27 protein-coding genes and 1 pseudogene are annotated in these 26,342 nt (G+C 64.9%); 14 read left to right on the top strand and 14 right to left on the bottom strand.

The window, feature by feature from the left end:
- The first annotated feature begins 237 nt into the window (after positions 1–237).
- Entirely contained in the window at positions 238–1,911 is a 1,674-nt protein-coding gene (locus AC3WK8_RS00220) for a putative bifunctional diguanylate cyclase/phosphodiesterase (RefSeq protein ID WP_053133681.1), read from the top strand.
- A gap of 9 nt (positions 1,912–1,920) precedes the next feature.
- Here AC3WK8_RS00220 and AC3WK8_RS00215 read toward each other — a convergent pair whose 3' ends face one another.
- Positions 1,921–3,312: a NorM family multidrug efflux MATE transporter gene (locus tag AC3WK8_RS00215; protein ID WP_172681657.1), complete on the bottom strand. Its 1,392-nt coding sequence runs from the start codon at positions 3,310–3,312 to the stop codon at positions 1,921–1,923.
- Between the two features lie 157 nt (positions 3,313–3,469).
- On the opposite strand from AC3WK8_RS00215, the gene AC3WK8_RS00210 reads away from it, so the two are divergent.
- From AC3WK8_RS00210 to AC3WK8_RS00195, 4 genes and pseudogenes are all read left to right on the top strand, one after another.
- Positions 3,470–4,390 (top strand): LysR substrate-binding domain-containing protein, encoded by a 921-nt coding sequence (locus AC3WK8_RS00210; RefSeq protein ID WP_085594241.1) that lies wholly within the window; start codon positions 3,470–3,472, stop codon positions 4,388–4,390.
- Between the two features lie 193 nt (positions 4,391–4,583).
- Positions 4,584–5,657: pseudogene (locus AC3WK8_RS00205) on the top strand (Cache 3/Cache 2 fusion domain-containing protein); the annotation flags it as partial.
- Positions 5,658–5,699: 42 nt separating this feature from the next.
- Positions 5,700–6,560 carry a methyl-accepting chemotaxis protein gene (locus AC3WK8_RS00200; protein ID WP_372238142.1) on the top strand — a complete coding sequence of 287 codons (861 nt, stop codon included), beginning with the start codon at positions 5,700–5,702 and terminating at the stop codon, positions 6,558–6,560.
- 117 nt (positions 6,561–6,677) lie between these two features.
- Positions 6,678–7,646, top strand: coding sequence for a Ca2+-dependent phosphoinositide-specific phospholipase C (locus AC3WK8_RS00195; protein WP_085594246.1), 969 nt, complete (start codon positions 6,678–6,680; stop codon positions 7,644–7,646).
- A gap of 3 nt (positions 7,647–7,649) precedes the next feature.
- On the opposite strand, the gene AC3WK8_RS00190 is transcribed toward AC3WK8_RS00195, so the two are convergent.
- Positions 7,650–8,663, bottom strand: a complete 1,014-nt coding sequence (locus AC3WK8_RS00190; RefSeq protein ID WP_103326390.1) for an ABC transporter six-transmembrane domain-containing protein — start codon at positions 8,661–8,663, stop codon at positions 7,650–7,652.
- Positions 8,664–8,689: 26 nt separating this feature from the next.
- Here AC3WK8_RS00190 and AC3WK8_RS00185 point away from each other — a divergent pair, with 26 nt between their 5' ends.
- The gene (locus AC3WK8_RS00185) at positions 8,690–9,268 is read left to right on the top strand and encodes a TetR/AcrR family transcriptional regulator (RefSeq protein WP_103326391.1); all 579 of its coding nucleotides are present in this window, start codon (positions 8,690–8,692) and stop codon (positions 9,266–9,268) included.
- Positions 9,269–9,272: 4 nt separating this feature from the next.
- On the opposite strand, the gene AC3WK8_RS00180 is transcribed toward AC3WK8_RS00185, so the two are convergent.
- Together AC3WK8_RS00180 and AC3WK8_RS00175 are read right to left on the bottom strand one after the other, a co-directional pair.
- On the bottom strand, positions 9,273–10,766 hold the full coding sequence (locus AC3WK8_RS00180; RefSeq protein WP_103326392.1) for a YifB family Mg chelatase-like AAA ATPase: 1,494 nt from the start codon (positions 10,764–10,766) through the stop codon (positions 9,273–9,275).
- A 158-nt stretch (positions 10,767–10,924) separates the two neighbouring features.
- On the bottom strand, positions 10,925–11,185 hold the full coding sequence (locus tag AC3WK8_RS00175; RefSeq protein WP_022641805.1) for an accessory factor UbiK family protein: 261 nt from the start codon (positions 11,183–11,185) through the stop codon (positions 10,925–10,927).
- Between the two features lie 411 nt (positions 11,186–11,596).
- Here AC3WK8_RS00175 and glnK point away from each other — a divergent pair, with 411 nt between their 5' ends.
- The 4 genes from glnK (at position 11,597) to sutA (ending at position 14,368) form a co-directional block, all read left to right on the top strand.
- Entirely contained in the window at positions 11,597–11,935 is a 339-nt protein-coding gene (gene glnK, locus AC3WK8_RS00170) for a P-II family nitrogen regulator (protein ID WP_002555808.1), read from the top strand.
- A gap of 35 nt (positions 11,936–11,970) precedes the next feature.
- On the top strand, positions 11,971–13,308 hold the full coding sequence (locus AC3WK8_RS00165) for an ammonium transporter (RefSeq protein WP_031320686.1): 1,338 nt from the start codon (positions 11,971–11,973) through the stop codon (positions 13,306–13,308).
- Between the two features lie 209 nt (positions 13,309–13,517).
- Complete coding sequence (locus AC3WK8_RS00160) at positions 13,518–13,943, top strand: secondary thiamine-phosphate synthase enzyme YjbQ (RefSeq protein WP_022641803.1); 426 nt, start codon at positions 13,518–13,520, stop codon at positions 13,941–13,943.
- Positions 13,944–14,044: 101 nt separating this feature from the next.
- The gene (gene sutA, locus AC3WK8_RS00155) at positions 14,045–14,368 is read left to right on the top strand and encodes a dormancy-specific transcriptional regulator SutA (protein WP_085594254.1); all 324 of its coding nucleotides are present in this window, start codon (positions 14,045–14,047) and stop codon (positions 14,366–14,368) included.
- Between the two features lie 77 nt (positions 14,369–14,445).
- Here sutA and AC3WK8_RS00150 read toward each other — a convergent pair whose 3' ends face one another.
- The 6 genes from AC3WK8_RS00150 to lptM are packed head-to-tail and all read right to left on the bottom strand — an operon-like array spanning position 14,446 to position 19,032.
- Positions 14,446–15,147: an HAD family hydrolase gene (locus tag AC3WK8_RS00150; protein WP_053133693.1), complete on the bottom strand. Its 702-nt coding sequence runs from the start codon at positions 15,145–15,147 to the stop codon at positions 14,446–14,448.
- The gene (gene xerC, locus AC3WK8_RS00145) at positions 15,144–16,043 is read right to left on the bottom strand and encodes a tyrosine recombinase XerC (RefSeq protein ID WP_022641800.1); all 900 of its coding nucleotides are present in this window, start codon (positions 16,041–16,043) and stop codon (positions 15,144–15,146) included. The genes AC3WK8_RS00150 and xerC overlap by 4 nt, the downstream gene beginning before the upstream one ends.
- Positions 16,044–16,045: 2 nt before the next feature.
- Positions 16,046–16,771 carry a DUF484 family protein gene (locus AC3WK8_RS00140; protein ID WP_022641799.1) on the bottom strand — a complete coding sequence of 242 codons (726 nt, stop codon included), beginning with the start codon at positions 16,769–16,771 and terminating at the stop codon, positions 16,046–16,048.
- Positions 16,772–16,784: 13 nt separating this feature from the next.
- The gene (gene dapF / locus AC3WK8_RS00135) at positions 16,785–17,615 is read right to left on the bottom strand and encodes a diaminopimelate epimerase (RefSeq protein ID WP_103326393.1); all 831 of its coding nucleotides are present in this window, start codon (positions 17,613–17,615) and stop codon (positions 16,785–16,787) included.
- A 4-nt stretch (positions 17,616–17,619) separates the two neighbouring features.
- Positions 17,620–18,867, bottom strand: coding sequence for a diaminopimelate decarboxylase (gene lysA / locus AC3WK8_RS00130; RefSeq protein WP_053133699.1), 1,248 nt, complete (start codon positions 18,865–18,867; stop codon positions 17,620–17,622).
- Between the two features lie 9 nt (positions 18,868–18,876).
- Positions 18,877–19,032, bottom strand: coding sequence for an LPS translocon maturation chaperone LptM (gene lptM / locus AC3WK8_RS00125; RefSeq protein ID WP_022641796.1), 156 nt, complete (start codon positions 19,030–19,032; stop codon positions 18,877–18,879).
- A 227-nt stretch (positions 19,033–19,259) separates the two neighbouring features.
- On the opposite strand from lptM, the gene cyaY reads away from it, so the two are divergent.
- The 3 genes from cyaY (at position 19,260) to rnk (ending at position 20,384) form a co-directional block, all read left to right on the top strand.
- Positions 19,260–19,592: an iron donor protein CyaY gene (cyaY, locus tag AC3WK8_RS00120; protein ID WP_053133702.1), complete on the top strand. Its 333-nt coding sequence runs from the start codon at positions 19,260–19,262 to the stop codon at positions 19,590–19,592.
- A 3-nt stretch (positions 19,593–19,595) separates the two neighbouring features.
- The gene (locus tag AC3WK8_RS00115) at positions 19,596–19,829 is read left to right on the top strand and encodes a DUF1289 domain-containing protein (protein ID WP_103326394.1); all 234 of its coding nucleotides are present in this window, start codon (positions 19,596–19,598) and stop codon (positions 19,827–19,829) included.
- Between the two features lie 141 nt (positions 19,830–19,970).
- Positions 19,971–20,384, top strand: a complete 414-nt coding sequence (gene rnk, locus AC3WK8_RS00110; RefSeq protein ID WP_103326395.1) for a nucleoside diphosphate kinase regulator — start codon at positions 19,971–19,973, stop codon at positions 20,382–20,384.
- A gap of 7 nt (positions 20,385–20,391) precedes the next feature.
- Here rnk and AC3WK8_RS00105 read toward each other — a convergent pair whose 3' ends face one another.
- The 3 genes from AC3WK8_RS00105 to AC3WK8_RS00095 all read right to left on the bottom strand — a co-directional run bounded on the left by AC3WK8_RS00105 (position 20,392) and on the right by AC3WK8_RS00095 (position 24,129).
- The gene (locus AC3WK8_RS00105; RefSeq protein WP_103326396.1) at positions 20,392–23,238 is read right to left on the bottom strand and encodes a class I adenylate cyclase; all 2,847 of its coding nucleotides are present in this window, start codon (positions 23,236–23,238) and stop codon (positions 20,392–20,394) included.
- A 168-nt stretch (positions 23,239–23,406) separates the two neighbouring features.
- Positions 23,407–23,652 (bottom strand): TIGR02647 family protein, encoded by a 246-nt coding sequence (locus AC3WK8_RS00100; RefSeq protein WP_085594260.1) that lies wholly within the window; start codon positions 23,650–23,652, stop codon positions 23,407–23,409.
- Positions 23,653–23,844: 192 nt separating this feature from the next.
- Positions 23,845–24,129, bottom strand: coding sequence for a hypothetical protein (locus AC3WK8_RS00095; protein WP_022641790.1), 285 nt, complete (start codon positions 24,127–24,129; stop codon positions 23,845–23,847).
- Positions 24,130–24,245: 116 nt separating this feature from the next.
- On the opposite strand from AC3WK8_RS00095, the gene AC3WK8_RS00090 reads away from it, so the two are divergent.
- Positions 24,246–24,887, top strand: a complete 642-nt coding sequence (locus AC3WK8_RS00090) for a glutathione S-transferase family protein (RefSeq protein ID WP_085594262.1) — start codon at positions 24,246–24,248, stop codon at positions 24,885–24,887.
- Positions 24,888–24,931: 44 nt separating this feature from the next.
- Here the strand turns inward: AC3WK8_RS00090 and argH are convergent, their stop codons facing one another.
- Positions 24,932–26,326 carry an argininosuccinate lyase gene (gene argH / locus AC3WK8_RS00085; protein WP_053133705.1) on the bottom strand — a complete coding sequence of 465 codons (1,395 nt, stop codon included), beginning with the start codon at positions 26,324–26,326 and terminating at the stop codon, positions 24,932–24,934.
- Positions 26,327–26,342: the final 16 nt, after the last annotated feature.

Below are 26,342 nucleotides of genomic sequence, written 5' to 3'. Positions count from 1 at the left end.
GCGGGCATTTTAACAGGATGAACGGATTCTGCTGCGTCTCTCCGACTTGTGACGCATAACGCTATCTAAATTTGCCGGTTTTGATACTTTCCCGCAGGATGCGCGCTAAATATGCGTCTAATGTTCGAATTAGAGCGGTACAAGAAATTGCGTATGATAATCAATATCAATTGATATTGTCCTTTTGCGCGCCATAATGCCCGCCGCCAACTTTTTTGCAGAGTCTAGGGAGCTAGCTTGTCCAAGCCTGTCGAACCCTTGCGTGTGCTGCTACTGGCCCTCGAGCCGGTATGGACAGCGTTGTTGCGCGAGTGTGTCGCTCCGTTGGGAGACTCGGTGGTATTGATCAACGCTCCCAGTTGGGAGTCGGTCAGCCGACTGTTCGAAGATGATCGCAACGCGGTCCTGTTGACCATTCCACAACTGCAGCCCGGACCCGGGCGTTGCAGCCTGCCCACGATCCTGTTGCTGGACCAGGAGCCCACGGTGACGCCGGTGGGGGCCAGCGACTGGCTGGTGGGTTCGAGCCTGAGCACCGACGCCTTGCGTCGTTGCCTGCGCCATGTGCGCGAGCGCGGAGTGCTGGAGAACACCTTGCAGCGCCTGGCCGAGCAGGACCCCTTGACCGGCATCGCCAACCGCCAGGGTTTCCAGACGCTGCTGGCGGCGCGCCTGGCGGAAAACGACGGGCGCGGCCTGGCCCTGGGCCACCTGGACCTGGACAACTTTCGCCACGCCAACGATGCCCTGGGCCACCAGGCCGGTGACCGGCTGATCCTGCAGGTGGTCTCGCGGCTCAAGAGCCAGCTGGAGGCCGGTGACCAGCTGGCGCGCCTGGGCAGCGATGAGTTCGCCTTGCTGATCGATACCCGCCGCGCTCCACAGCGCGCCGAATGGATGGCCGAACGCATCACCGAAGCCATGGCCGAACCCTATTGGATCGATGGTGAAAGCCTGTTGATCGGCTGCAGCCTGGGGATCGCCCACGCTCGCGCCAACGCCGGTGCCGATCCGCTGATGTGGCATGCGCACATCGCCATGCAGCAGGCCAAGAGCACCCAGGGCTGCACCTTTCATATCTTCAACGAGCGGATCAACCGCAACGCGCGCAGCCTGGCCGACCTGGAAAGCGAGCTGCGCCGGGCCCTGCGCCGTGATGAGCTGGAGCTGCACTACCAGCCGCGGCTGAACCTGCATGATGGCAAGATCGTCGGCCTTGAGGCCCTGGTGCGCTGGCGCCATGGCGAGCGCGGCCTGTTACCGCCCAGCGAGTTCGTGCCCCTGGCCGAGCAGAGCGGACTGATCGTGCCCCTGGGCTACTGGGTCATTTCCCGCGCCCTGCGGGATATGCAAGCCCTGCGCGAGCGCGGGCTGGAGCCGCTGCACATGGCGGTCAACTTGTCGTTTCGCCAGTTCCAGGACAGCCAGCTGCTGTCGACGCTGGGGCGCTTGATCGCCGAGCATGGGGTGCAAGCGCAGTGGCTGGAGTTCGAGCTGACCGAAACCGCCGTGATGCGCCGCAGCGACCTGGTGAAGCAGACCATGGACGCCCTGGGGCGGCTGGGCGTGCGCTTTTCCCTGGACGACTTCGGTACCGGTTTCTCTTCGTTCGTGCACCTCAACAGCCTGCCGATCGCCCTGCTCAAGGTGGACAAGAGCTTCGTCGGCGGCATGGAGCAGCGCGAGGAAAACCGCAAGCTGGTCCACGCGATGATCAACCTGGCGCACAACCTCAACCTGGAGGTGGTGGCCGAAGGCGTGGAGACCGCCGAGCAACTGGCGCTGTTGCGCGACTTCGGCTGCGACCAGGCCCAGGGCTACCTGATCAGCAAGCCGCTGCCGCTGGCCGAGCTGGTGGAGTACCTGACCTTCGGCAACAGCCAGCGCGCGCTCCACGAAGAAGTGGTCTGAGCCAGGGGCTCACTCGGGCTGCAGGTCCATGGCCGGCGTCGCCCCCTCGCGCTTGATCATGCGCCGCATCCGCCACTCGAACGCCAGGGTCAGGCTGATGGCGGCGCAAGCCAGGCCCAGGGCCAGGCCCCACCAGACGCCGGTCGGCCCCCAGCCCAGGGTGAAGGCCATCAGCCAGGCCGAAGGCGCGCCAATCAGCCAGTAGCAGCCCAGGCCCACCAGGAAGGTGGTCTTGGCATCCTTGAGGCCGCGGATCGCTCCCATGGCGATGGTCTGGGTGCCATCGAACAGCTCGAACCAGGCCGCCACCGCCAGCAGGCTCACCGCCAGATGGATCACCGGGGCGAAGGCCGGGTCGTTGTGATCCAGGAACAGTCCGATCAACTGGTTCGGCAGCAGCCAGAACACCGCCGCGAATCCCAGCATCACCACTGCGCCGAAAGCGATGCCGACCCTGCCTGCCAGGCGCGCGTCCAGCAATTGCCCGGCCCCGTAGTGCTGGCCGATGCGCATGGTGATGGCGTACGAGACTCCCGCCGGGACCATGAACGCCACCGAAACGATCTGCAGGGCGATCTGGTGGGCCGCCAGCTGGGTGCTCCCCATGGTGCCCATGCACAGCGCGGCGAAGGCGAACAACCCGACTTCCACGGCATAGGTGCCACCGATGGGCAGGCCCAGGCGCCACAGCTCCTGCAGGTAGCGGGTGTTGATCCGCGACAGCCCCTGGCGTAGCGGGTAGGCGGCATAGGCCGGGTGACGCTTGATGTGCCAGGCCAGGGCCACGGCCATGCAATTGGCGACGATGGCGGTGACCAGGCCGATGCCCACCAGCCCGAGCTTGGGCAGGCCGAACATGCCAGTGATCAGCGCGTAGTTGAGCAGGAAGTTGGCCACCGTGCCGCACAGGCTGATGACCATCACTGGCGTGGCCCGGCCGATGGCGCTGGTGAAGCCGCGCAAGGCCATGAAGCTCAGGTAGCCGGGCAGGGCGAAGGGCAGGATCAGCAGGAACTGGCCGGCGGCCTGGACGTTACTTTCGGTCTGGCCGAACAGCAACAGCACTGGCTTGAGGTTCCACAGCAGCAGGCCGGCCACCAGGGCCATCAGCCAGGCCAGCCACACGCCGGCCTGGGTCAGGCGCGTGGCGCCCTCGATGTCGCCAGCGCCATGCCGGATCGCCACCAGGGTACCCACCGCGGCGATCACCCCGATGCAGAAGATCGAGACGAAGGAATAGCTGGCCGCCCCCAGGCTGCCGCCGGCCAGGGCCTCGGGGCTCAGGCGAGCCATCATCAGGGTGTCGGTGAGGACCATCAGCATGTGCGCCAGCTGCGAGGCGATCAACGGCCCCGCCAGCCGCAGGATGGCCCAGAGTTCGGTACGTGCAGGATGCTGCATGGTCATCAGGCTCGATCAGGTGGATATCGGTAGAGGCGCTGATTCTCGGCGCTCTTGGCCCGTTGCACAAAGCGATAAATATACTTGCTCGCATGATAAAAACTCATGCGAAGCGCTTTCTGGTAGCGTGGCGTCATTGCGCTGTCGGAGCCCGAGCATGTCCCGCCGTCTACCCCCTCTCTACGCCTTGCGGGCCTTCGAGGCCGCCGCCCGGCACAGTTCGTTCACCCGGGCCGCCGAAGAGCTGTCGATCACCCAGAGCGCCGTCAGCCGGCACATCCGTACCCTGGAAGAACACTTCGCCTGCCGATTGTTCCAGCGTAGCGGACGCAACCTGCTGTTGACCGAGGCGGCCCGCCTGCTGTTGCCGGGCGTGCGTGAAGGGTTCGCAGCCCTGGAGCGGGCGTGCAGCATCCTGCACGGTGAAGACGGCATCCTGCGCATGAAGGCGCCGTCGACCTTGACCATGCGCTGGCTGCTGGCGCGGCTCAGTCGTTTCCGCCACTTGCAGCCGGGCAACGAAGTGCAGCTCACCAGTGCCTGGATGGATGTGGACTCGGTGGATTTCAACCAGGAGCCTTTCGACTGTGCGGTGCTGCTGAGCAACGGCCACTTTCCCGCCGACTGGGAGTCCAGCTGCCTGTTCCCGGAACTGCTGATCCCGGTGGGCGCGCCGAACCTGCTCAACGACCAGCCCTGGGATGCGGCGCGCCTGGCGAGCGCCGAGTTGCTGCACCCGACCCCGGACCGTCGCGACTGGCGCAGTTGGCTCGAGCACATGGGGCTGGCCGACCGGGTTTCGCTCAAGGGCGGACAGGTGTTCGACACCCTGGAGCTTGGGATGATCGCTGCGGCACGGGGCTACGGTGTGTCCATGGGCGATCTGCTGATGGTGGCCGAGGACGTGGCCCAGGGGCGCTTGAGCCTGCCCTGGCCGACGGCGGTGGCCAGTGGCCTGGACTACTATCTGGTATGGCCCAGGACCCGGCCCGGCGGCGAGCGCCTGCGGCGCCTGAGCGACTTCCTGCAAGGGGAGGTCGCGGCCATGCAGCTGCCCCAGGTGGAGCGTCTGGGCTGAAACGTTGAAGCTCCCGGTTGGCGGGGCTGGAGATATATCCTTGCAAGCCGCTCAAGTATTGCCGGGCGCCGCCGAATCCTGGGATATGGAACCAGCGTTCAGGAAGGTCCTAACTCACTAGAAAATCTTGGAATTATTGCTGCCGAGCGTGCCACGTGATCAGGATGATCCGCCTTCTCGGCCAGGAGCCATCATGTCCCAACCCCGTGCCCGGATAGCCTCCCAGCTAGGGCTAGCCCTTGCCCTGGTACTCGCCCTGGTGATCAGCGGCAGCACCCTGTTTGCCTTGCGTTCGCTGGATTCGGCGAACCTCGATACCCGCGAAGAACACCTGGCCAGCGAAGCCCGCCTGCTGGCCGACCAACTCAACACCTTCCATGGCAGCCTGCGCGAGAGTACCCAGCGCCTGAGCGGCTTGTTCGAGAACCGCTTTCGCAGTGGCCTGAGCGTGCATCCCGACGAGCCGGTGACCGTCGCCGGGGTGCAGACTCCTGGCTTGCACCTGGGCAATGTGGTGCTGAACAACAACTTCGATGAAGTGGATGGGTTCAAGCAGATGACCGCCGGGGTCGCGACCCTGTTCGTGCGCAGCGGCGACGATTTCATCCGTGTCAGCACCTCCCTGAGCAAGCAGGATGGCAGCCGCGCCATCGGCACCTTGCTCGACCACGCCCATCCGGCCTACCAGAAGCTCATGGCCGGGCAGGGCTACGTTGGCCGGGCGCTGCTGTTCGAGCGCTTCTACATGACCCAGTACACCCCGGTGACGGACCGCAGTGGCCGAGTGATCGCCGTGTTGTTCGTGGGTTTCGACTACACCGACGCGCAGAACGCGCAGTTCGCCAATCTCAAGCGCTTCCGCATCGGCCAGAGCGGCTCCCTGGCCCTGCTCGACGAACAGCACAAGTGGCTGGTGCCGCCGGCCGGCGTGCAGGCCCTGGACCAGGCAGCGCAGGTCCTGGTAGACGCGGCGAAGGAGCCGGGCAAGGGGCGTTTCTGGAGCGATGGTGGCGAGGACTTCTACAGCCTGGCGATGCCTTTCGCCGACGGCCCCTGGTCGGTGGTGGCGAGCATGCCCAAGTCCGAGATCCGCCAGGTGACCTGGAGCGTGGGGCTGCGCCTGGTGATCGGCAGCCTGTTGGCGATGCTGCTGGCGGTGGGCGCCACGGTCTGGTTGCTGCGTAGCAAGCTGGCGCCCCTGGGCGACCTGGTACGCCAGGCCCAGGCCCTGGGCGGTGGTGACCTGAGCGCGCGGCTGAATGTTTCCAGCCACGATGAGATCGGCCAACTGGCCCGCAGCTTCAACCAGATGGGCGAGGCCTTGTCGACCATGGTCGAGCACATCCGCCGCTCCGCCACCGAGGTCAGTGGCCGGGCCCAGGCGCTGTCCGGGCTGTCCAGCGGTGCCTACGAAGGCATGGAGCAGCAGTCCGGGGAAATCACCAGCATGGCCGGGGCCGTGGAGCAGTTCAGCGCCACGTCGCTGAACATCGCCGACAACATGGGCAGCACCCAGCGCCTGGCGGAGGAGAACGCCGAGCAGACCCATATCGGCCGCGAGTCCATGGAGCAGGCTTCGTCGTCCCTGGAACAGATCGCCGGGGCGCTGGGCAGCACCGCGGCGGTGATCGACACCCTGGGCCAGCGCTCCGAGGAAATCGGCGGGATCGTCGGGGTCATCACCGCCATCGCCGACCAGACCAACCTGCTGGCCCTCAACGCAGCCATCGAGGCGGCCCGTGCCGGGGAGCAGGGGCGGGGCTTCGCGGTGGTGGCCGACGAGGTACGCAACCTGGCTTCGCGTACCCGCGAGGCCACCGCGCAAATCTCGCAGATGATCAGCAGCATCCAGCAGGAAACCGGCAATGCCATCCAGACCATGGAGCAGGGCAACCGCTTGATGCAGGAAGGTTTGTCACGCAACGCCGGAGTGGCCGCGGCGCTGGCCTTGATCGACGAGCAGAGCCAGAGTGCCGGCGAGCAATTCGCCGCCATCACCACCGCGACCCAGGAGCAGAGCAGCACGGCCACGGTCCTGAGCCGCAACCTGCAGAGCATCGCCCAGGCCAACAGCGAACAGCGTGAGGTGGTGTCCAACCTGGCGGTTACCGCACGCGAGCTGGAGGCCCTGGCTGCCGACCTGCGCCACGAGGTCGATCGCTTCCGTTGACGGCACCTGCCCTCCGGCCTGGCGTTGGAGGGCGCTGGTTGCAATGACGCATGATTGGACTAAAACAGATGAGCGGTTGATTGCCCTTCAAGGACTGACCTTTCAGCAGGAGCAAGCATGACTCGTCTATCCCGTTTCGTTCCCCCTCTATTGGCTGTGTCGACGCTTTTGCTCGGTCACGCAGCCTTCGGCCAGGAAAGCCCGGCGTTCATCGCCCCGGCAGCCTGGACCACGCCGTTCAACCGCATTGCCCAGGTGGCCTGCCACAACTGCTATGAAAAGCAGTACGCAGGCACCTTCAGCAGTGTGCTCGACAGTGTGCGCACCCTGGAGCTGGACTTCTGGGACCAGCGCGACGCGGCCACCGGAGGCTCGCCACGGCATTGGTTCGTGCGGCATAACCCGGGCACCCTGTTCCAGTCCGGCAACGACAATAACTGCACGGGCGATGGCACCGGCAAGAACGACCTGGAAGCCTGCCTGAACGACATCAAGAACTGGAGCGACGGCCATCCGGGGCATTTCCCCATCACCGTGATCCTGGACAAGAAGCAGGGTTGGTCAAAAGCCAGTTCCGGGCGCACACCGCAGGATTTCGACGATCTGGTGAGCCGGATCTTCCAGGGCAAGCTCTATACCCCCCAGGACCTGGCGAGCTCCATCGGCAGCAGTGCCGGGGCCTTGCAGAAGAACCTCAAGGGCAAGGACTGGCCCACCGCCAGCCAGTTGCAGGGCAAGGTTTTGCTGGTGCTCAACCACTCCGAGAACCAGAAGCTCTCGCAGTACGCCGAGGCCCGGACCTCCAGTGCCAAGGTGTTCATCTCCCCGGTCACCAATGGCCAGAACGATGTCAGCGGCAAGGTCAGTGGCATGTCCGACCAGTCATCGGGCTACGTGGCCATGAACAACATGGGCAAGGGCGACAAGAAGTGGGCGGCCCAGGCCTTTGCCTACAGCCATATCGGCCGGGTCTGGGGTGACGATGGGGTGTCCTTCGCCCAGCACATCGCCGAGCAGGTCAACCTGTCGGCGTACTACAAGTTCGCCGACCAGGGGGACGGTGGTGTGCGCATCCGGCCGTTCTGAGCCTTATTGGGGTTCGGTGGCGTCGCCGAGCCCCGGATCCACGCGCTTGCCGATATCCCGCAGGCGCGCCAACTGGTCGACCATGCTTGGCGCTTCGTCGATGCTGCTGACGAAGGTCCACAGGTAGGTCATGACTGCGTACACATGGCCGGCCTTGACCTCGGGTGACAGCGACAGCTGGGTGATGGCGATCACGAACAGCACTGCCGCCACCACGCCGAGGAACAGGTAGGCCGTGGCTTCCCGGTCCGAGAGCCAGATCCGTAGCCGCGACAGCAGGCGGTAGTGGCGCTGCAGGGATTGGGCACCGACCCTGGCCACCAGGCCGATTTCCTTTTCCAGGCGGTTGTTCAGGCGCTCGTGCAGCTGCTGGTTGCGCCGGGCGAAACGCGGCAGCAACACCACGCACAGGACCAGCGCCACCAGGCAGGCCAGGCCGATCCAGGGTTCGATGGCCAGCAGCATCACCGCCGCACCGATGATCGAGACCAGGGCGGTGGCGATGATCGGCACGTGCTTCTCGAAGAAGTCGACGAACTCCCGGGCCAGCACCACCCGCGCCGCCGCGGTCGAGGTGTTCTGCTGTTGCTGGCGCTGGTTGAGGATCACCGGTACGGCCAGGTCCGCATAGATGCGGGTGAAGGTCCGGGTATCCACGGCCCGTCGGGCCGCGCCGACGACCCAGAAACCCAGCACCACCATGGCGTAGACCAGGGCGTGGGTGGTATCGCCACGCAGGATCGAGTCCACGGCGAACCCGGCGAACAGCGGGTAGGCCAGCAGCAGGGCGTTCTCCAGGGCCACTAGCGACAAGGTGACGAACAGCTTGCCTGGATAGGCGCGAGCGATGGCCTTGAGGGTCTGGCCGGCGGACTGCTGGCCGAGTTTCTGGGTGGGATCCGCGATGGCGGGGCGAGTGACGACAGACATGACTGCACCACAAATGAGATAACGGTTAATATTGAGCGAGTGCTCAATTATCCTTGAGCGATCGCTCAAAATGCAAGTGCCGGTCATCCCGGCACCAAGAGGTTCGATTGCCGATGTCCCGTAACGACCGAAAGGACCAGATCATCGGCGCAGCCCTGGAACTGTTTCACAGCAAGGGTTTCGCCGAGGTTTCCACCCGTGACCTGGCCGAGCATGCCGGCCTGTCCCGCAGCCACATCTACCACTACTTCAGCGACTTCAAGGAACTGCGCCGCGAGGCCTTCGTGCGTTTCGCCGATGGCCAGTTGGCGGCGGTGGAGGACCTGGTGCGCGATGTGCAGCCGGCCGAGGCCCTGCGGATATTTCTCCTCGATTGCCTGACGGACTCCAACTCCGTCGGTTGGGGGCTGTGGCTCGATGCCTGGGATGAAGCCATGCACGACGCCGAGCTGGCCGAGGTCTACCTGCGAATCAATGGCCAGTGGCAGGCGTTGCTGGCATCGATCATCGCCGCTGGCGTCCAGGCCCGGGTATTTCGCTGCGCGGATGCCGGGCGGGCGGCGCGGCAGATCTTCGCCCTGGCCATGGGCTACACCGACGATCTGCTGCTGCAGGCTTCAGCTGCGGCGCAACAGGCCGCGTTGGCGGAGGTCATGGAGGTTGCCGGGTTGCTGCTGGGTTTGGATGACTGAACCTTCAACCGCTGCCGTGGCGATAGTGCAGTGCCTCCGCCAGGTGCTCGCGGCCGATGGCGGTGGCCTGTTCAAGGTCGGCCAGGGTCCGGGCCACCTTGAGCAGGCGGTGGGCGGCGCGCAGCGACAGGCCGAGGTTCTCGCAGGCTGCTTCCAGCCAGCGCTCGTCGGTTGTGGATAACCTGCAATGGCGCGCCAGGCCGGGCAGGTCGAGCAGGGCGTTGGTGCAGCCCTGGCGCCGCAGTTGCAGGTTGCGCGCACGGGCCACCAGGTCGGCGGCGCTGGCACTGTCGTTGCCCGGTTGCGGCGCGGGGTTCAGGGCCGTGGCCTCGCGGGCGACGGTCAGGTGCAGGTCGATGCGATCCAGCAGCGGGCCGGAGAGCTTGTTGCGATAGCGCTGGATCTGCTCCGGTGTGCAACGGCAGCGGCCACTGGGTTCGCCCAGGTATCCACAGGGGCAGGGGTTCATCGCCGCCACCAACTGGAAGCGTGCCGGAAACTGCACCCGCTCGCGGGCCCGGGCGATGACGATCTGCCCGGATTCCATGGGCTCGCGCAGGACCTCCAGGACCTTGCGGTCGAACTCCGGTAGCTCGTCGAGAAACAGCACGCCATGGTGGGCCATGGTGATTTCCCCGGGCTGCGGTTTCGAGCCACCGCCCACCAGGGCTGCGCTCGACGCCGAGTGGTGGGGTTGGCGGAACGGACGCTGTGGCCAGTGTTCCAGCGGGGCGGGGCTGCTCACCGACTGGATGGCTGCTACCTCAAGGGCCTCGTGTTCTTGCAGCGGTGGCAGCAGGCCGGGCAGGCGGCTGGCCAACAGGGTCTTGCCGGTGCCGGGCGGGCCGCAGAACAGCAGGTTGTGGGCCCCGGCCGCAGCCACCAGCAGGGCCCGCTTGGCGGCCAGCTGGCCCTGGACGTCGCGCAGGTCGGGGTAGGGCGCGCGGTCATGGGGCAGGCCCTGGCTGACGCAGGCCGGGATCGGCGCCTGCCCGTTGAGATGGGCCGCCGCCTCCAGCAAATGGTCGACCGCGATCACGCTCAGGCCCGAGGCCAGGCAGGCTTCCTCGGCATTGGCCCGGGGCACCAGCAAGGCATGGCCGGCATCCCTTGCTGCCAGGGCCGCCGGCAGCACGCCGCGCACCGGGCGCACGGCCCCGGACAACGCCAGCTCGCCCAGGCACTCGACGCGATCCAGCGCCGTGGCCGGTAGTTGCTGGCTGGCCGCGAGGATGCCCAGGGCGATCGCCAGGTCGAAGCGGCCACCGTCCTTGGGCAGGTCGGCGGGAGCCAGGTTGAGGGTGATGCGCCGGGCGGGGAAGTCGAAGCCGGCTTTGAGGATCGCGCTGCGGACCCGGTCCTTGCTTTCCTTGACCGCGGTTTCGGGCAGCCCCACCAGGGTCAGGCTCGGCAGGCCGTTGGCCAGGTGCACTTCGACACTGACGGCCGGAGCCTGTACGCCCATCTGGGCGCGGCTGTGGATGATGGCCAGGGACATGCGACGTTCTTCCTTGCAGCGGCGGGAACCGCATCCTGCGGTGTTGCAAGGATAGGCGAGGGGGGGCAGCGCGAGCGCTGGGCAATGCAGACAGGATGTGTCGCCGGCCTGTCCTTCAGCCTTGATGAAGGCGCGCGGCCGGCGAGGAGGGTGTCAGCTCATTGATCCTTCGGCTCAAGCCTGGCTTCCAGCTCGGCGACCTTGGCTTCCAGGCTTTCCAGGCGGGCCCGGGTACGCGCCAGGACCACCATCTGGCTGTCGAATTCTTCCCGGCTGACCAGGTCCAGCTTGCTGAAGCCGCTTTGCAGCAGGGCCTTGAACTGGCTTTCGATTTCGTTGCGCGGCAGGGGAGTTTCGCCGCTGAACAAGCGCGAGGCATGACCGCTCAGGGCGTCGAGGAGATCTTTGGGGGCGAGCATGGGAATGTCCTGAATAGCTGATGGGCCGCAGTGTATCACGCACGAACCGAGGGCTTGGCGCCGCCCGGCCTGCACGTTTTTTGCGCATCGGGCCGCCACCGCGCGCACCGTTATCGTGCGTATCGGTGGCGGGTTTTCCCGCCCCTGGCCGCGGGCCGCGGGCAACTTCATGAAATCGCTGGTGTTTCCCGACCTGGCAAGCTTTCTGCTTAGACCCTGGTGACCCATGCACTGATGCAGTCGCTGTGACGAATGCAGTGCGACCGACGAAACGGGGAGTGTTTCGTCAGGGCGGCTAGCGTCGGTCCGGTTGAGGAGGGCCGACGATGCGTTACAAAGCCAGGCACTGCGCTTAGACTTGAGTCGGGTTTGTTTTCCTGGGGCAAGTCCACCAATTCGGGAGAGAGTTTCATGAAGCTAGTCACCGCCATCATCAAGCCGTTCAAGTTGGACGACGTGCGCGAGTCGCTGTCCGAAATCGGCGTGCAGGGCATTACCGTCACCGAGGTCAAGGGCTTCGGTCGGCAGAAGGGCCATACCGAGCTGTACCGCGGCGCGGAATACGTGGTCGATTTCCTGCCCAAGGTGAAGATCGATGTCGCCATCGACGACAAGGATCTGGACCGGGTCATCGAGGCCATCACCAAGGCTGCCAACACCGGCAAGATCGGTGACGGCAAGATCTTCGTGGTCAATCTGGAACAGGCTATTCGCATCCGTACCGGCGAAACCGATACCGACGCAATCTAAGCCGCCCCAAACCCAACGCCCCAGGAGAAAACAACATGACTCTGCGTAAATTCGCAGGGCTAGGAGCCCTTTTGCCCCTCGTAATGCCTGGCTTGGCCATGGCGGCAGACGAAGCGGCTGCTCCAGTCCTCAATTCCGGCGACACCGCCTGGATGCTCACCTCCACCGCCCTGGTACTGTTCATGACCATCCCCGGGCTGGCGCTGTTCTACGGCGGCATGGTGCGGTCCAAGAACATTCTTTCGGTGATGATGCAGTGCTTCGCCATCACTGGCCTGGTGACGGTCCTGTGGTTCATCTATGGCTACAGCATCGCGTTCGACACCAGCGGGATGGAAGCTGGCGTGGTCAACCTCAATTCCTTCGTCGGCGGCCTGTCCAAGGCCTTCCTCGCCGGTATCACCCCGGCCAGCGTGACCGGTCCGGCGGCGCTGTTCCCCGAGGCGGTATTCGTCACCTTCCAGATGACCTTCGCCATCATCACTCCGGCGCTGATCGTCGGTGCCTTCGCCGAGCGGATGAAGTTCTCGGCGATGCTGATCTTCATGGGCATCTGGTTCACCGTGGTCTATGCGCCCATCGCGCACATGGTCTGGAGCGGTCCGGGTTCGCTGATGGGCGATTGGGGCGTGCTGGATTTCGCCGGCGGCACCGTAGTCCATATCAACGCCGGTATCGCCGGCCTGGTCTGCTGCCTGGTGCTGGGCAAGCGCAAGGGCTTCCCGACCACGCCAATGGCCCCGCACAACCTCGGCTACACCCTGATGGGCGCGGCGATGCTGTGGATCGGCTGGTTCGGCTTCAACGCCGGTTCCGCCGCAGCGGCCAATGGCACTGCCGGCATGGCCATGCTGGTGACCCAGATCGCTACCGCTGCCGCGGCCCTGGGCTGGATGTTTGCCGAGTGGCTCACCCACGGTAAACCCAGCGCCCTGGGGATCGCCTCGGGCGTGGTGGCAGGCCTGGTGGCGATCACTCCGGCGGCCGGTACCGTCGGCCCGATGGGGGCCCTGGTCATCGGCCTGGCGGCGGGTGTGGTGTGCTTCTTCTGCGCGACCAGCCTCAAGCGCAAGCTGGGGTATGACGACTCCCTGGATGCCTTCGGCGTGCATGGCATTGGCGGCATTCTCGGAGCGATCCTGACCGGGGTCTTCGCCGCCCCGGCCCTGGGTGGCTTCGGCACCGTGACCGACGTTGCCGCGCAGGTCTGGGTCCAGGCCAAGGGCGTGGGCCTGACCGTGATCTACACCGCCGTGGCGACCTTCATCATCCTCAAGGTGCTGGATGCGATCATCGGCCTGCGGGTGACCGAGGAAGAAGAGGCTGTCGGCCTCGACCTGGCCCAGCACAATGAGCGCGGTTACAACCTGTAAGCACACTGCTCGAAAAAGCCCGGCTTCGGCCGGGCATTTTTTTGCCTGGTGCTTGTCATTGAGGAAGGCTGAAAGGTTTTTATGGTGAGCCTTGGCAGGTTTGCCAGACGATTTTTAGTAGGGCAAATGCTTACACTAAAGCAGGATTATTCGGCGCTTTGTTTTTTTCCTGAGCGCGCTAGAATGCGCGCCGAAGCGTGGAGATAGGTATGTGGCAACAGACCCTGATTACCCTGCGGGCCAGGCCCCGGGGCTTTCACCTGGTAACGGACGAGTTGCTCGCCGGCTTGCCTGAGTTGAAGGCATATCGAGTCGGACTGCTGCACTTGTTGCTGCAACATACCTCGGCCTCGTTGACCGTCAACGAGAATGCCGACCCGGCGGTCCGGCGCGACTTCGAGCGTTTCTTCAATACCCTGGTGCCCCAAGGCATGAGCGGGTACGAACACAACGACGAAGGCGCGGACGACCTCCCGGCCCACTTCAAGGCCAGTTTGCTAGGCTGTCAGCTGACTTTGCCGATCTCGGCGGGCCGGCTGGCGTTGGGCACCTGGCAAGGTGTTTACCTGGGCGAGCACCGTGATCACGGCGGTGCTCGTAAAGTCCTTGTCACCTTGCAGGGTGATAAGGCATAAGCCGCTGAGTATCAGTGGATGTTGATTTTTTCCGGCAGCCTTCGACAGATGGCCGAGCTGGGCTATAACTAATCTGCTTTTCGCAAGTCATGAGGTAGAACATGAGCGACGATGATCTGGAAAACGACGACCTCGAAGTAGGTGACGAAGACGATACCGAAGAAGGTCTTGAAGCGGCCGCCGAAGATGTGGCGGAAGACGATGGCGGTGAGGCTCCCGCTCCGACCGCCAAAGGCAAGTCCAAGGCCGCTGTCTCGGTAGACGAGCTGCCGAGTGTCGAAGCCAAGAACAAGGAGCGCGATGCACTGGCGCGTGCCATGGAAGAATTCCTGGCCCGTGGCGGTAAAGTGCAGGAAGTCGAGGCCAACGTGGTCGCCGACCCGCCCAAGAAGCCTGATAACAAGTACGGCAGCCGGCCTATCTGAGCCTTGCTACTTGCTTGCTGAAAAAACCCGCCGTCGCTGCGGGTTTTTTCATGCCGGTGTAAAAAGCGGGCGAGCGTCTAGAGGGACTTCCAGCGTCCCAGCAGCGCGGGCAGTTCGGTCAGGCTGCGGATCTGCGCATCGGGTGCGCGCTCGGCTTCCCAGGCCTTGCCGCCCGGGTTGAACCAGATGGCGCGCAAACCGGCCTGCTGGGCGCCGGCGATGTCGTCGCCCGGGTGGTCACCGATATGCACCGCGGTGTCGGCACTGGCGCCGCCGCGCTGCAGGGCCTCCTGGAACAGCCGGGCATCGGGCTTGGCGATGCCGATATCCTCGGCGCACAGGGCGAACTGGAAATAGTCCGCCAGGCCCAGGCGACGCACGTCGGCATTGCCGTTGGTGACCACTCCCAGGGCGAAGTGATTGGCCAGGGCCTCCAGGGTCGGTTGCACCTCGGGGAAGATGTCCAGCTGGTGCCGGGCATGCAGGAATACCTCGAAGCCCTCTGCGGCCAGCCGGCTGGCCTCAGCCTGTTCATACCCCGCTTCCTCCAGTGCATGGAACAGCACGCGCCGGCGCAAGGCGCTGATCCGGTGCTTGAGCTCGGGCTCGCGCTCCAGTACTTGCGCGCGGATCGCCCACAGGTGCTCCACCGGCACGCCGCCCAGGTCCGGGGCATGTTCGGCCAGCCACTGGCGCAGGGTGGCCTCGGCGCTGACGATCACCGGAGCGGTGTCCCACAAGGTGTCGTCGAGATCGAAGGTGATCAGCTTGATGGTCATTGTTCACCGCCTTTGTTGCGTTTGGCCCGTGGATGGGCGCTGTCGTAGACCGCGGCCAGGTGCTGGAAGTCCAGGTGGGTATAGATCTGCGTGGTCTTGATGTCCGAATGGCCCAGCAGCTCCTGCACGGCACGCAAGTCCTGGGAGGACTCCAGCAGGTGGCTGGCGAATGAGTGGCGCAACATGTGCGGGTGCAGGTTCTGCCCCAGCTCGCGCTCGCCCGCGGCCTTGACCCGCAGCTGGATGGCCCGGGGGCCGAGGCGCCGGCCTTTCTGGCTGACGAACAGGGCGCCGTCCGGCGGGTTGCTCAAGGCCCGCAGTGGCAGCCACAGCGCCAGGGCCTCGCGGGCTTTGCGGCCCACCGGCAGGACCCGGGTCTTGCTGCCCTTGCCGTGGACCTGCACCAGGCCGTCGGCCAGGTCCAACTGCGCAAGATCCAGGCTGGTCAGCTCGGACAGGCGCAATCCGCAGGAATAGAACAGCTCCAGTATCGCCTGGTCGCGGTGGGCCAGGAAGTCGTCTTCCACCGCGCCATCGAGCAGTTGCAGGGCCCGGTCGGTATCCAGGGTCTTGGGCAGCCGCCGCTCGCCCTTGGGCGGCGCCAGGCCGTTGGCCGGGTCGTGCTCGCACAACCCTTCGCGATTCAGGTAGTGATACAGCCCGCGTACCGCGGACAACAGCCGGGCCAGGCTGCGGGAGGACTGCCCCTGCTGGTGCAGGCGTACGATCAGGCTGCGCAGGCCCTGGATATCCAGGTCGACCCAGCTGCGTATCTGCTGCTTCTCGCAGAACCCCAGCACCTTGCCAAGATCGCGGCGGTAGGCCTCCAGGGTGTGGGGCGACACCTGGCGCTCACTGCGCAGGTGCGCGCAGTAGGCGTCCAGTTGTCCTTGCATGCTCAGCGGACCGAGCGCAGGGAGTGGGTGAAGCGCGGCAGCACGCGGCCGGTGACTTCGGCGATGTAGTTGAGGAACAGGGTGCCCACCGAACTCTTGTAGTGCTGTGGATCGCGGCTGGCGATGGCCAGTACGCCGTGCATGCCCTGGTGCGCCAGGGCCACCACTGCAGTGGAGCCGATCTGCTTGCGCTGTTCTTCGCCGAACAGGAAGTCCAGCTCATGCTCGCGCAGGCTGCCGCTGACGCTCTTGCCTTCGGACAACAAGCCGCCGATGGCACCCTGGGCCTCGGCTGCCGATACCCAGCGGCCCACCGGCATGGGGTTGTCGCTGAACAGGATCAGGCTGACGAAAGGTACCTGGAACTCCTGGCGCAGGCTGTCCTCGACGCTCATCACCACTTCTTCGAGGCTGGTGGCGTCCAGCAGCGCGAGGATCAGGCGCCGGGTCTTGTCGAATAGCCGGTCATTGTCCCGGGCCACGTCCATCAGTTGCGACAGGCGATGGCGCATCTCGATGTTGCGCTCGCGCAGGATCTTCATCTGCCGCTCCACCAGCGAGACGGTATCGCCGCGCTGGTGGGGAATGCGCAAGGCCGGAAGCAGTTCTTCGTGGGCGACGAAGAAGTCCGGGTGCGCCTCCAGGTAGGCGGCGACGGCCGCCGCTTCCAGGTTCTGCGCGGGGGATTCGTCGGGCGTGGTGCTGGGAACCTGCGGCTGGTCGGTCATGGATTTCGCTCACTCATAGACGCACCTGTCCTTCGTATACGCGTACTGCCGGGCCGGTCATCAGCACCGGTTGGCCAGGGCCTGCCCATTCGATGGACAGGCGTCCGCCCGGCAGGTCGATCAATAGCGGCGAATCCATCCACCCCTGGCTGATCGCGGCCACTGCGGCTGCGCAGGCGCCGGTCCCGCAGGCCTGGGTTTCCCCGGCGCCACGTTCCCACACCCGCAATTGCGCGCGCTGGCGATCCAGGACCTGGAGAAAACCGACATTGACCCGGGCCGGGAAGCGCGGGTGGTGCTCGATCTTCGGGCCCAGCTCGTGGACCGGTGCGCTGTTGATGTCATCGACCCGCAGCACCGCATGGGGGTTGCCCATGGAGACGGCGGCCAGCTCGACCTGGCGTCCGTCGACCTCCAGGATATAGCTGGTGGCCTGGGCTGGCGCCTGGAACGGGATATCGGCCGGCACCAGGCGTGGCGGGCCCATGTCGACGCTGATCTGGCCGTCGTTGCGCACGTCGAGCTCGATCACGCCGCTCTTGGTCTCCACGCGGATCCGGCGCTTGGTGGTCAGGCGCTTGTCCAGTACGAACCGGGCGAAGCAGCGCGCACCGTTGCCGCATTGCTCCACCTCGGAACCATCGGAATTGAAGATCCGATAGCGGAAATCCACATCCGGGTTGGTCGGGGCCTCGACGATCAACAACTGGTCGAAACCGATCCCGGTATTGCGATCCCCCCATTGCTTGGCGTGCTTGGGTTGGATGTGCGCGTGCTGGCTGACCAGGTCGAGAACCATGAAGTCATTGCCCAGGCCGTGCATCTTGGTAAAACGCAGCAGCATGGTCTTACTCCGGCAGCAGGCTTTCGCCAGCGAATAACTCGGCCACCGTTTCGCGGCGACGCACTTGCACAGCCTGGTCGCCATCGACCAGTACTTCGGCGGCACGGCCGCGGGTGTTGTAGTTGGAGCTCATGACGAAACCATAGGCGCCGGCGGAATGCACGGCCAGCAGGTCACCTTCGGCCAGGGCCAGCGAACGTTCCTTGGCGAGGAAATCGCCGGTTTCGCAGATCGGGCCGACGATGTCGTAGGTACGGGGTTCGGCATCCCGGGGCCGGACGGCGCTGACATCCATCCAGGCCTGGTACAGCGCCGGGCGGATCAGGTCGTTCATGGCGCCGTCGACGATGGCGAAGTCCTTGTGTTCGGTGTGCTTGAGGTATTCCACGCGGGTCAGCAGCACGCCGGCGTTGGCGACGATGAAGCGGCCCGGCTCGAACACCAGGGCCAGGTCGCGGCCGGCCAGGCGCTCGCGTACCGCCTTGACGTAGTCGGCGGCCAACGGCGGCTCTTCGTCGCGATAACGCACGCCCAGGCCGCCACCGAGGTCGATGTGGCGCAGGTAGATACCGCATTCGGCGAGGCGATCCACCAGGTCCAGCAGGCGGTCCAGGGCATCGATGAAGGGCGCCAGGGTGGTCAGTTGCGAACCGATGTGGCAGTCGACCCCGACGATCTCCAGGTTGGGCAGCTGTGCCGCGCGGATGTACACATCCTCGGCGGCGGCGATGGCGATGCCGAACTTGTTTTCCTTGAGGCCGGTGGAAATGTACGGATGGGTGCCGGCATCGACATCGGGGTTGACCCGCAGCGACACCGGGGCGCGCACGCCCAGCTCGGCGGCCACCTGTTGCAGGCGCTCCAGTTCCTCGGCGGATTCGACGTTGAAGCAGTGGACGCCCACTTCCAGGGCGCGGCGCATGTCATCACGGGTCTTGCCGACGCCGGAAAAGACGACCTTGTCGGCCTGGCCGCCGGCAGCCAGCACTCGTTCCAGTTCGCCACCGGAGACGATGTCGAAGCCGGCGCCCAGGCGCGCCAGGACATTGAGCACACCCAGGTTGGAGTTGGCTTTCACCGCGAAGCAGACCAGGTGCGGCATGCCGGCAAGAGCGTCGGCATAGGCCTGGTACTGGGCTTCGATATGCGCCCGGGAATAGACGTAGGTGGGCGTACCGAAACGCTCGGCAATGGCGGACAGGGCTACGCCTTCCGCGAACAGCTCGCCGTCGCGGTAGTTGAAAGCGTCCATGGCGGGCCCTTAGTAGGTGTCGTAGGTGTCGTGCTTGTGCGCCTTGGACTGCTCTTCAGGGGATTTGCTGTCGTCAGGCAGGTACAGCGGGCCTTTCTGGCCGCAGGCGGTTACAAGGCAGGCAACCGCGACGAGCGCAGCAAGGGCGGAGATCAGGCGCTTCATGGCGAAATCCTTGAGAATGCGTAAATTGCGCCCGAGTATACCGGCCACCCGGCAGCTTGCCTATGCAAGGCAAAACCCGCCGGGGGAGCCTTCGTCAACGGCTGCGGGGCCTGCCGGAGGATTGGTCGCCCCGGGTGGCTGCAGGTTCTGTATCCTTTGCATTCACCGGGAGGCGCCCGTATCTTGCGGCGCTTGAGCGTGACTAGACACTTTTCGAGGTTCCCGCAATGAGTTTGACCGAAGCCCGTTTCCACGACCTGGTGGACGCCACCCAGCAGGCGCTGGAGGATATTTTCGATGAGAGCGACCTGGACATCGACCTGGAAAGCTCGGCCGGCGTGCTCACCGTCAAGTTCGACAACGCCAGCCAGGTGATCTTCAGTCGCCAGGAGCCCCTGCGCCAGTTATGGTTGGCCGCGCGCTCCGGTGGTTTCCACTTCGACTACGACGAAGAAAGCGAACGCTGGGTGTGCGACAAGAGTGCCGAGCAACTGGGCGAGATGCTCGAGCGCATCGTCTTCGAGCAGGCCGACATCAAGCTCGAGTTCGACGGGCTCTGAGTCGTGAGCCAGGGCTCCGCGGTTCGTCCGCCCAAGCCGCTCTACAGCAACGTCAGCCCCGCCGTGGGTTCGCCGTGCATCAGCCTGTGCCGTCTCGATGAAGAAAAGGTCTGTCGCGGCTGTTTCCGGCATGTGGAGGACATCCGCGAATGGCGCTCGGCCGACGATGAGCGTCGCCGGGTGATCTGCGCCCAGGCACTGCAGCGCAAACAGGCCGCTGCACCGGGGGACCTGTAGCGTATATCCGCACGGTTTGTTTATTGCGAATGCTGTGATAGTGTCCGACTTCGCCTCGCTACCTCGAGGCCGGTGAGAACCCCGTCTTATTTGGCGGGGTTTTGCTTTTTTGTGCAGAAAAAACAGGAGTCAGCCAGGATCATGAGTACTGCACCATCCATCATCCTTACCCGCCTTGACGTACAGCGTCTGGAGCGCCTGATCGATAGTCTGGACGACTCGCTGCCAGGCGTCATTGCCTTGCAAGCCGAGCTGGATCGCGCCGAAACGCTGATGGGTCACGATGAGGTTCCGGCCGGTGTCGTCACCATGAACTCGCGAGTGCACTGCCGTGAAGAAAGCAGTGGCAAGGACTATCACCTGACCCTGGTCTATCCACAGGATGCCAATGCCGACGAAGGCAAGATCTCTATTCTGGCGCCGGTGGGCAGTGCGCTGCTGGGTTTGCAGGTCGGTCAATACATCGACTGGCCGGCCCCGGGCGGCAAGACCCTGAAGCTGACCTTGCTGGAAGTCGAATACCAGCCGGAAGCCGCAGGCGACTTCCACCTCTGATACCCGCCTAGACCTGCTCCAGCGCCTCGTTCAGGGCCCGCTCCAGGCTGGCCTTGTAACGCAGGTAGAGAATGCTCGAGCTTTGCCCATCACCGAGCAGGCCGGACAGGTCCAGGTCGGTGATGTAGCAGCGGTAGCGTTCCGGTTCGCGTCGTTGCTCGACGATTTCCTGGACCACCGCACTGAACAGCTGGTCGCCATATTCCAGTTCGGAAAATTCCCGTTGATTGCAGTACAGCGAGACTTGCACCTGCCCCGGTGCGGCCTTGCCGATGATCGCCTGCACGTCGTAGAACCCCTTGTCGATCGGGGTCAGCGGGGCGGGGCGAGCCTCTACCCGGCGCGCCCTGCCCGTGCCTGACGGCAATATCTGGAAATAGAGTGTATCCAGAGGTTTCTCGCCGGGGCTGTTGGCCATGGGCAACAGGGCCTCGCGGCGGTAGAGGATCGATTGCAAGAAGCGCTGCAGTGGCACCAGCAAGCTCTGTTCGTCGTGGTAAGGCAGGGTCTGCTGCCATAGGGCGTTGTGCTCATCCAGGACATACAGCTCGGCCTGGTTCTCGACGATCCGGTAGAACACCTGGATGCAGTCCGGCTGGCCCATGGGCAGGACCAGCGCCAGGTCGTGCTCCTCCAGGGCCATGGGGTCCAGGTGCAGCGGGCTGTAGCGGGTTTGCTCCTGCCCCAGGTACTCCAGCAGCGCCGCGGGGGTGGCCATGGCCCGGTGCCGGACTTGCCCAGGCAGCAGTTCGAGGACGTGATAGTGCTGCTGCACCTGGATCAGGTAGCGGTAGTTGAGCTGGCTGAGCAGCAGGTCTTGCGCGGTCTCGAACAGTTCCTCCACCCGGCGTGCGATGAACTGCGCGCGGTTGTGGCAGAAACAGCGGACCCGCAACCGTGGCTGAGGCCCCGACGGCAGGTTGTTGAGGTAGTCGCGCAGGCACTCGAGCAGCGCATGTTCGCCATCGTGGCGGCCCACCAAGACTTCGTTCCAGCTGTTGAGTGTGACCTGGTCCAGGGTCAGCACCAGGTTCTCGCGCACCCCGGCATAGCTCAGTGAGTCGGTGCGCTCGGTGGTCATGTGGATGTTCAGCTCGCGATGGTGCTTGAGCGGGTCCACTGCGACGTTCACCAGCACCAGCACCTCGCTGGGGACGCTGGCATGCAGCAACTGGTCCTCGCTGACAGTGTTCAGCGGCAGGGCCACGGTCTGTTGCAGGCTGCCCAGCAGGTTGAACAGCTCGAACTCGCTGAGGTCGCTGCTGCCGGGGTGCAGGGCCAGGCGGGTGCTGCTGTCGATGACGCCGTTGCGATGGCACCAGGTGAGCAACTCCACCAGCTCGCGACTGCGCTTGATCGGCGCGAAGTGTTCCCACTCCAGGGCCGTCAGGTTGCCGTTGTATAGGCCCCAGTGGGTCTGGCCGGGCTCCTTGCGGTTCGGCGACTGCACCAGGGTCAGGGTGTCTTCGGCCAGGTCCGGGGCGATGCCCGGGTTGATGAATTCGATTTTTCCGGCCTTGCGTTCGAAGGCCGCGTACAGGCGCCGTCCCAGCACGTTCAGGTCGCGCTTGTTGATCAGGCTGGCGGCCTGTTCGGTGCGGGCGAACTGGGTCAGGAAGCGATAGCTGTAGTTCAGTTCGTTGACCAGGGAGCGCCGCTCGGCGCCGACCTGGCGCACCTTCCACTGGCTGCGGCTGTCGAGCAGGGCCAGCTGGCGCTGGTCCCATCCCCATTCCTCGGCCAGGCGCTCCAGCAGTGCCCGCTGCCAGCTCGTATTGCGGGCGCCGTTGCCGGTAGTCAGCTTGCGGTTGACCTTGAGATACAGGCTGCGGCGCACCAGCTCCAGGCGCTCGGGTTCGCCGCGGGCCTTGAGGTATTCCTCGATACGCCGGTAGACCACGATGTAGGGGTCCAGCTCATCCAGGTCCAGGCGGTTGGCGAACACCGCCTGCTTGAAGCGCAGGCTCAGGCACTGGACCCGAGGGTGCTCGCTGGCGTAGACCTCGATCAGCAGCAGCTTGAGCACCGACTTGTAGGGCGACTCGATGCCCTTGAACAATTGCCAGAGCCCCGCGCCGATGAATTCCCCCGGGGGAATGCGCGCCATGTGCCCCAGATCGAGGTTTTCCTCGGCGGGCACGAAGCGCTTGGACAACAGCGTATGGGTGTACTGCTCGTAGCGCGATTCCTCGTACACCGGTACCAGCCACCAGAGCGGCGTACGTCCGGCGAGCCAGATGGCGGTGCGATAGAACTCGTCCAGCAGCAGGTAGTGCTGGGTGGTGCCGCAGTCGTCCGAGCTCAGCTGGGTGTCGCGTTCGCCGCGGACGAAGCGGCTCGGGTCGATGAGGAAGAAATGCGCTTCGGCGCCCTGGCCTTCGGCCCAGGCCTCCAGTAGTTGGCACTTCTTCTGTAGTTCGGCCAGTTCGTTCTCGTCCAGGTCCGGGGCATGGCAGACCCAAACGTCCATGTCGCTCTGGTCGGCCTGGGCCAGGGTGCCCAGGCTGCCCATCAGGAACAGTCCATGGATCGGTCGCGGCGGGTTGCCGTGGCGGGCCTTGTAGGAAAAGGAGCGAGTCAGGCGCTGGGCTTCGGCCAGTACCTGGGGATCGGGTTCGTAGTTGGACAAGCCCGCTGGCGTCGCCCCGGAGACGTAGCCGGGCAGCAGCGGGTGATTGACGTGGAAGAACAGCGGCAGCAGGTTGAGGACCAGTTGCTGGCGCGCCGACAGCCCCTCCATCGCCCGGGCCATGCGTCCTTCGTTGAGGGTCAGAAAGCGCGCGCGAAGTTGGCTGAGAACCTTGCGGTCGATTCCTTCATCCAGGTCGGGACGGATTTCATGGGTATGGGGCATTTCAAGCGGGGCTCGAACGTGGCGAGGTTCAGGGTCGGGGACAGTTTACCGGCAGATGGGGCTGAGCCTTAAGCTGATTTTATTTTTTGACGCCGGATTTCTAACGCATTGGCGCGAGACGGCCTACGGAATCCCGACAGACGGGAGCTCCGCAGGCCCGGGAAGACTTCAGGCGGTTTCAGCGACGGTGAGGATGGTCAGCAGGCCCTGGGCATGCTCGGCGGCGTCGCGGCCAAGGCTGGTGAGGTAGCCGCCATCGGGCTGGGTGATCAGCTCCTTGGTGTACAGGCGCTGGGCGGCAGCGATGGCGGAAGGGGCGGCGGTCTGATGGATCTTCAGGCCTTCCTGGGAGTTGTCCAGGTTGAACAGTGCGAGGATTTCCAGTTCGGCAACCAACTCAGGGGTATACGACATAAGGACTCCAGACTTTCTAGGAATGAAAGGTCAGCGTTCTTAAGGTGACCGCACGGCGGCGGTGTGTCCAGCGTTCGCTGAGTTCTTTTGCGGCCCGGGACAGCGGTGTTTGGCCGCAGGGTGGTTGCAGTGTAGCCAGCGGCTGGAGGGTTGGTGGGGCACCGCATGAGGTGGCGCCCCGGCAAGCGAGGGTCACTGCTTCTCGGGAGGCAGCTGCGGCAGGGCCCGCAGGGCGGTTTCGTACCACTGGGTGTCGAAGGGGCGGTCTTCTTCGAGGATTGCATCGATCTCGATCGCCAGGACATGGGCCATCAGGTTGAGGATTTCTTCCCGCTCGTAGCCCACCAGGGTCAGCTTGTTGAACGTGGCCTTGGCCGCTGGCGGGTTGTCGCTGGCGATCTGGTTCTCGATCGCCTCGATCAGGGTGTTTTCGGCGAACTCTTCTTCGTCGTTGTCGATATCGGTTGGCTCGCTCATGGCAGACTCCTCAAGGAAAGGCGCCAGTCTACCCGGATTCCGGGGCCGGGTGCTTGGCGGCCGGAGGGTTAAGCTTCTATGAAACAGCCGACACCGCGCGGCCTGGAGGCAATGGAATGTTCAAGCTTTATGGGTTCGCCATCAGCAACTACTACAACATGGTCAAGTTGGCGCTGCTGGAAAAGGGCCTGCCCTTCGAAGAGGTGCTGTTCTACGCCGGACAGAGTCCCGAGGCCCTGGCCATCAGCCCCCGGGGCAAGGTGCCGGTGCTGGAGGTGGAGCAGGGTTTCATCAGCGAGACCAGCGTGATCCTCGATTACCTGGAGCAGGTCCGGCCCGAACCTGCGCTGGTGCCGAAAGAGCCTTTCGAGCGGGCCAGGGTGCTTTCGCTGGCCCGGGAAATCGAGCTGTACATCGAGTTGCCGGCCCGCGCCTGTTTTCCCGAAGCGTTCTTTGGCGTGAACGTGCCCGAGGCGATCAAGGAGAAGGCCGGGATCGAGCTGCTGCAGGGGTTCGCCGCGTTACAGCGCCATGCCCGGTTCGATCCTTACGTGGCGGGCAGCGACTTGAGCGTCGCCGATCTGTATTTCCAGTACAGCGTGAACCTTGCCCTGGTGGTTGGGGACAAGCTGTTCGGGATCGATTTTCTGGCCCGGATGCCCGAGGCCAGGGCGCTGTTGCAGCGCCTGGAGCAACGCCCCCACGCCCGGCGCATCGCCGCCGACAAGGCTGCGCTGATGACCGCGCGAAGAGGCTGAAGGCGTGCCCGCCCGGGCGCTGTCCAGGGCGGCACGGGTGGGGCTTAGCGGCTGCCCAGCAGGGCCTGGCCGCGAGCCACGGCGGCGCGGACCTGGGCCGGTGCGGTACCGCCGATGTGGTTGCGGGCGTTGACCGAGCCTTCCAGGGTCAGCACGGCGAACACGTCCTGGTCGATCTGGTCGCTGAACTGGCGCAGTTCCTCCAGGCTCATCTCGGCCAGGTCCTTGCCGGTGTCCACGCCGTATTTCACCGCATGGCCGACGATTTCGTGGCAGTCACGGAACGGCAGACCACGACGCACCAGGTAGTCGGCGAGGTCGGTGGCGGTGGAGAAACCACGCAGCGCCGCTTCGCGCATGATGGCGTGCTTGGGCTTGATGGCCGGGATCATGTCGGCGAAGGCCCGCAGCGAGTCGCGCAGGGTGTCGGCGGCGTCGAACAGCGGTTCCTTGTCTTCCTGGTTGTCCTTGTTGTAGGCCAGTGGCTGGCCCTTCATCAGGGTCAGCAGGCCCATCAGCGCGCCGAACACCCGGCCGCTCTTGCCACGCACCAGTTCCGGCACGTCGGGGTTCTTCTTCTGCGGCATGATCGAGCTGCCGGTGCAGAAGCGATCGGGCAGGTCGATGAACTGGAACTGGGCGCTGGTCCACAACACCAGCTCCTCGGAGAAGCGCGACAGGTGCATCATCGCCACGCTGGCGGCGGCGCAGAATTCGATGGCGAAGTCACGGTCCGACACGCTGTCCAGGGAGTTGCCGCCCACGGCCTCGAAGCCCAGCAACTGGCAGGTCAGCTCGCGATCGATCGGGTAGGTGGTGCCAGCCAGCGCGGCGCTGCCCAGGGGCATGCGGTTGGTGCGCTTGCGGCAGTCCACCAGGCGCTCGTAGTCACGGCTGAGCATTTCGAACCAGGCCAGCATGTGGTGGCCGAAGGTCACCGGCTGGGCGGTCTGCAGGTGGGTGAAGCCGGGCATGATGCTGTCGGCTTCGCGCTCGGCCAGCTCCAGCAGGCCTTTCTGCAGGCGGGTGATCTCGCCCAGGATCAGGTCGATCTCGTCGCGCAGCCACAGGCGGATATCGGTGGCCACCTGGTCGTTGCGGCTACGGCCGGTGTGCAGCTTCTTGCCGGTGATGCCGATGCGGTCGGTCAGGCGCGCCTCGATGTTCATGTGCACGTCTTCCAGGTCCACGCGCCAGTCGAAGCTGCCGGCCTCGATCTCGCCCTGGATGGTCTTCAGCCCGTCGATGATGCTGTCGCGCTCGGCGTCGGTGAGCACGCCGACCTTGGCCAGCATCGTGGCGTGGGCGATCGAGCCCATGATGTCGTGGCGATACAGGCGCTGGTCGAAATTGACAGAGGCGGTGAAGCGGGCGACGAAGGCGTCGACGGGTTCACTGAAGCGGCCGCCCCAGGACTGATTGGTCTTGTCAGTGCTCATGAATTCGCTCGTGATC

It is taken from the genome of Pseudomonas sp. FW507-12TSA (assembly GCF_058781435.1).
The sequence above is the reverse complement of the archived record's forward strand: the minus strand, read 5'-3'. Positions and strand labels throughout refer to the sequence as shown.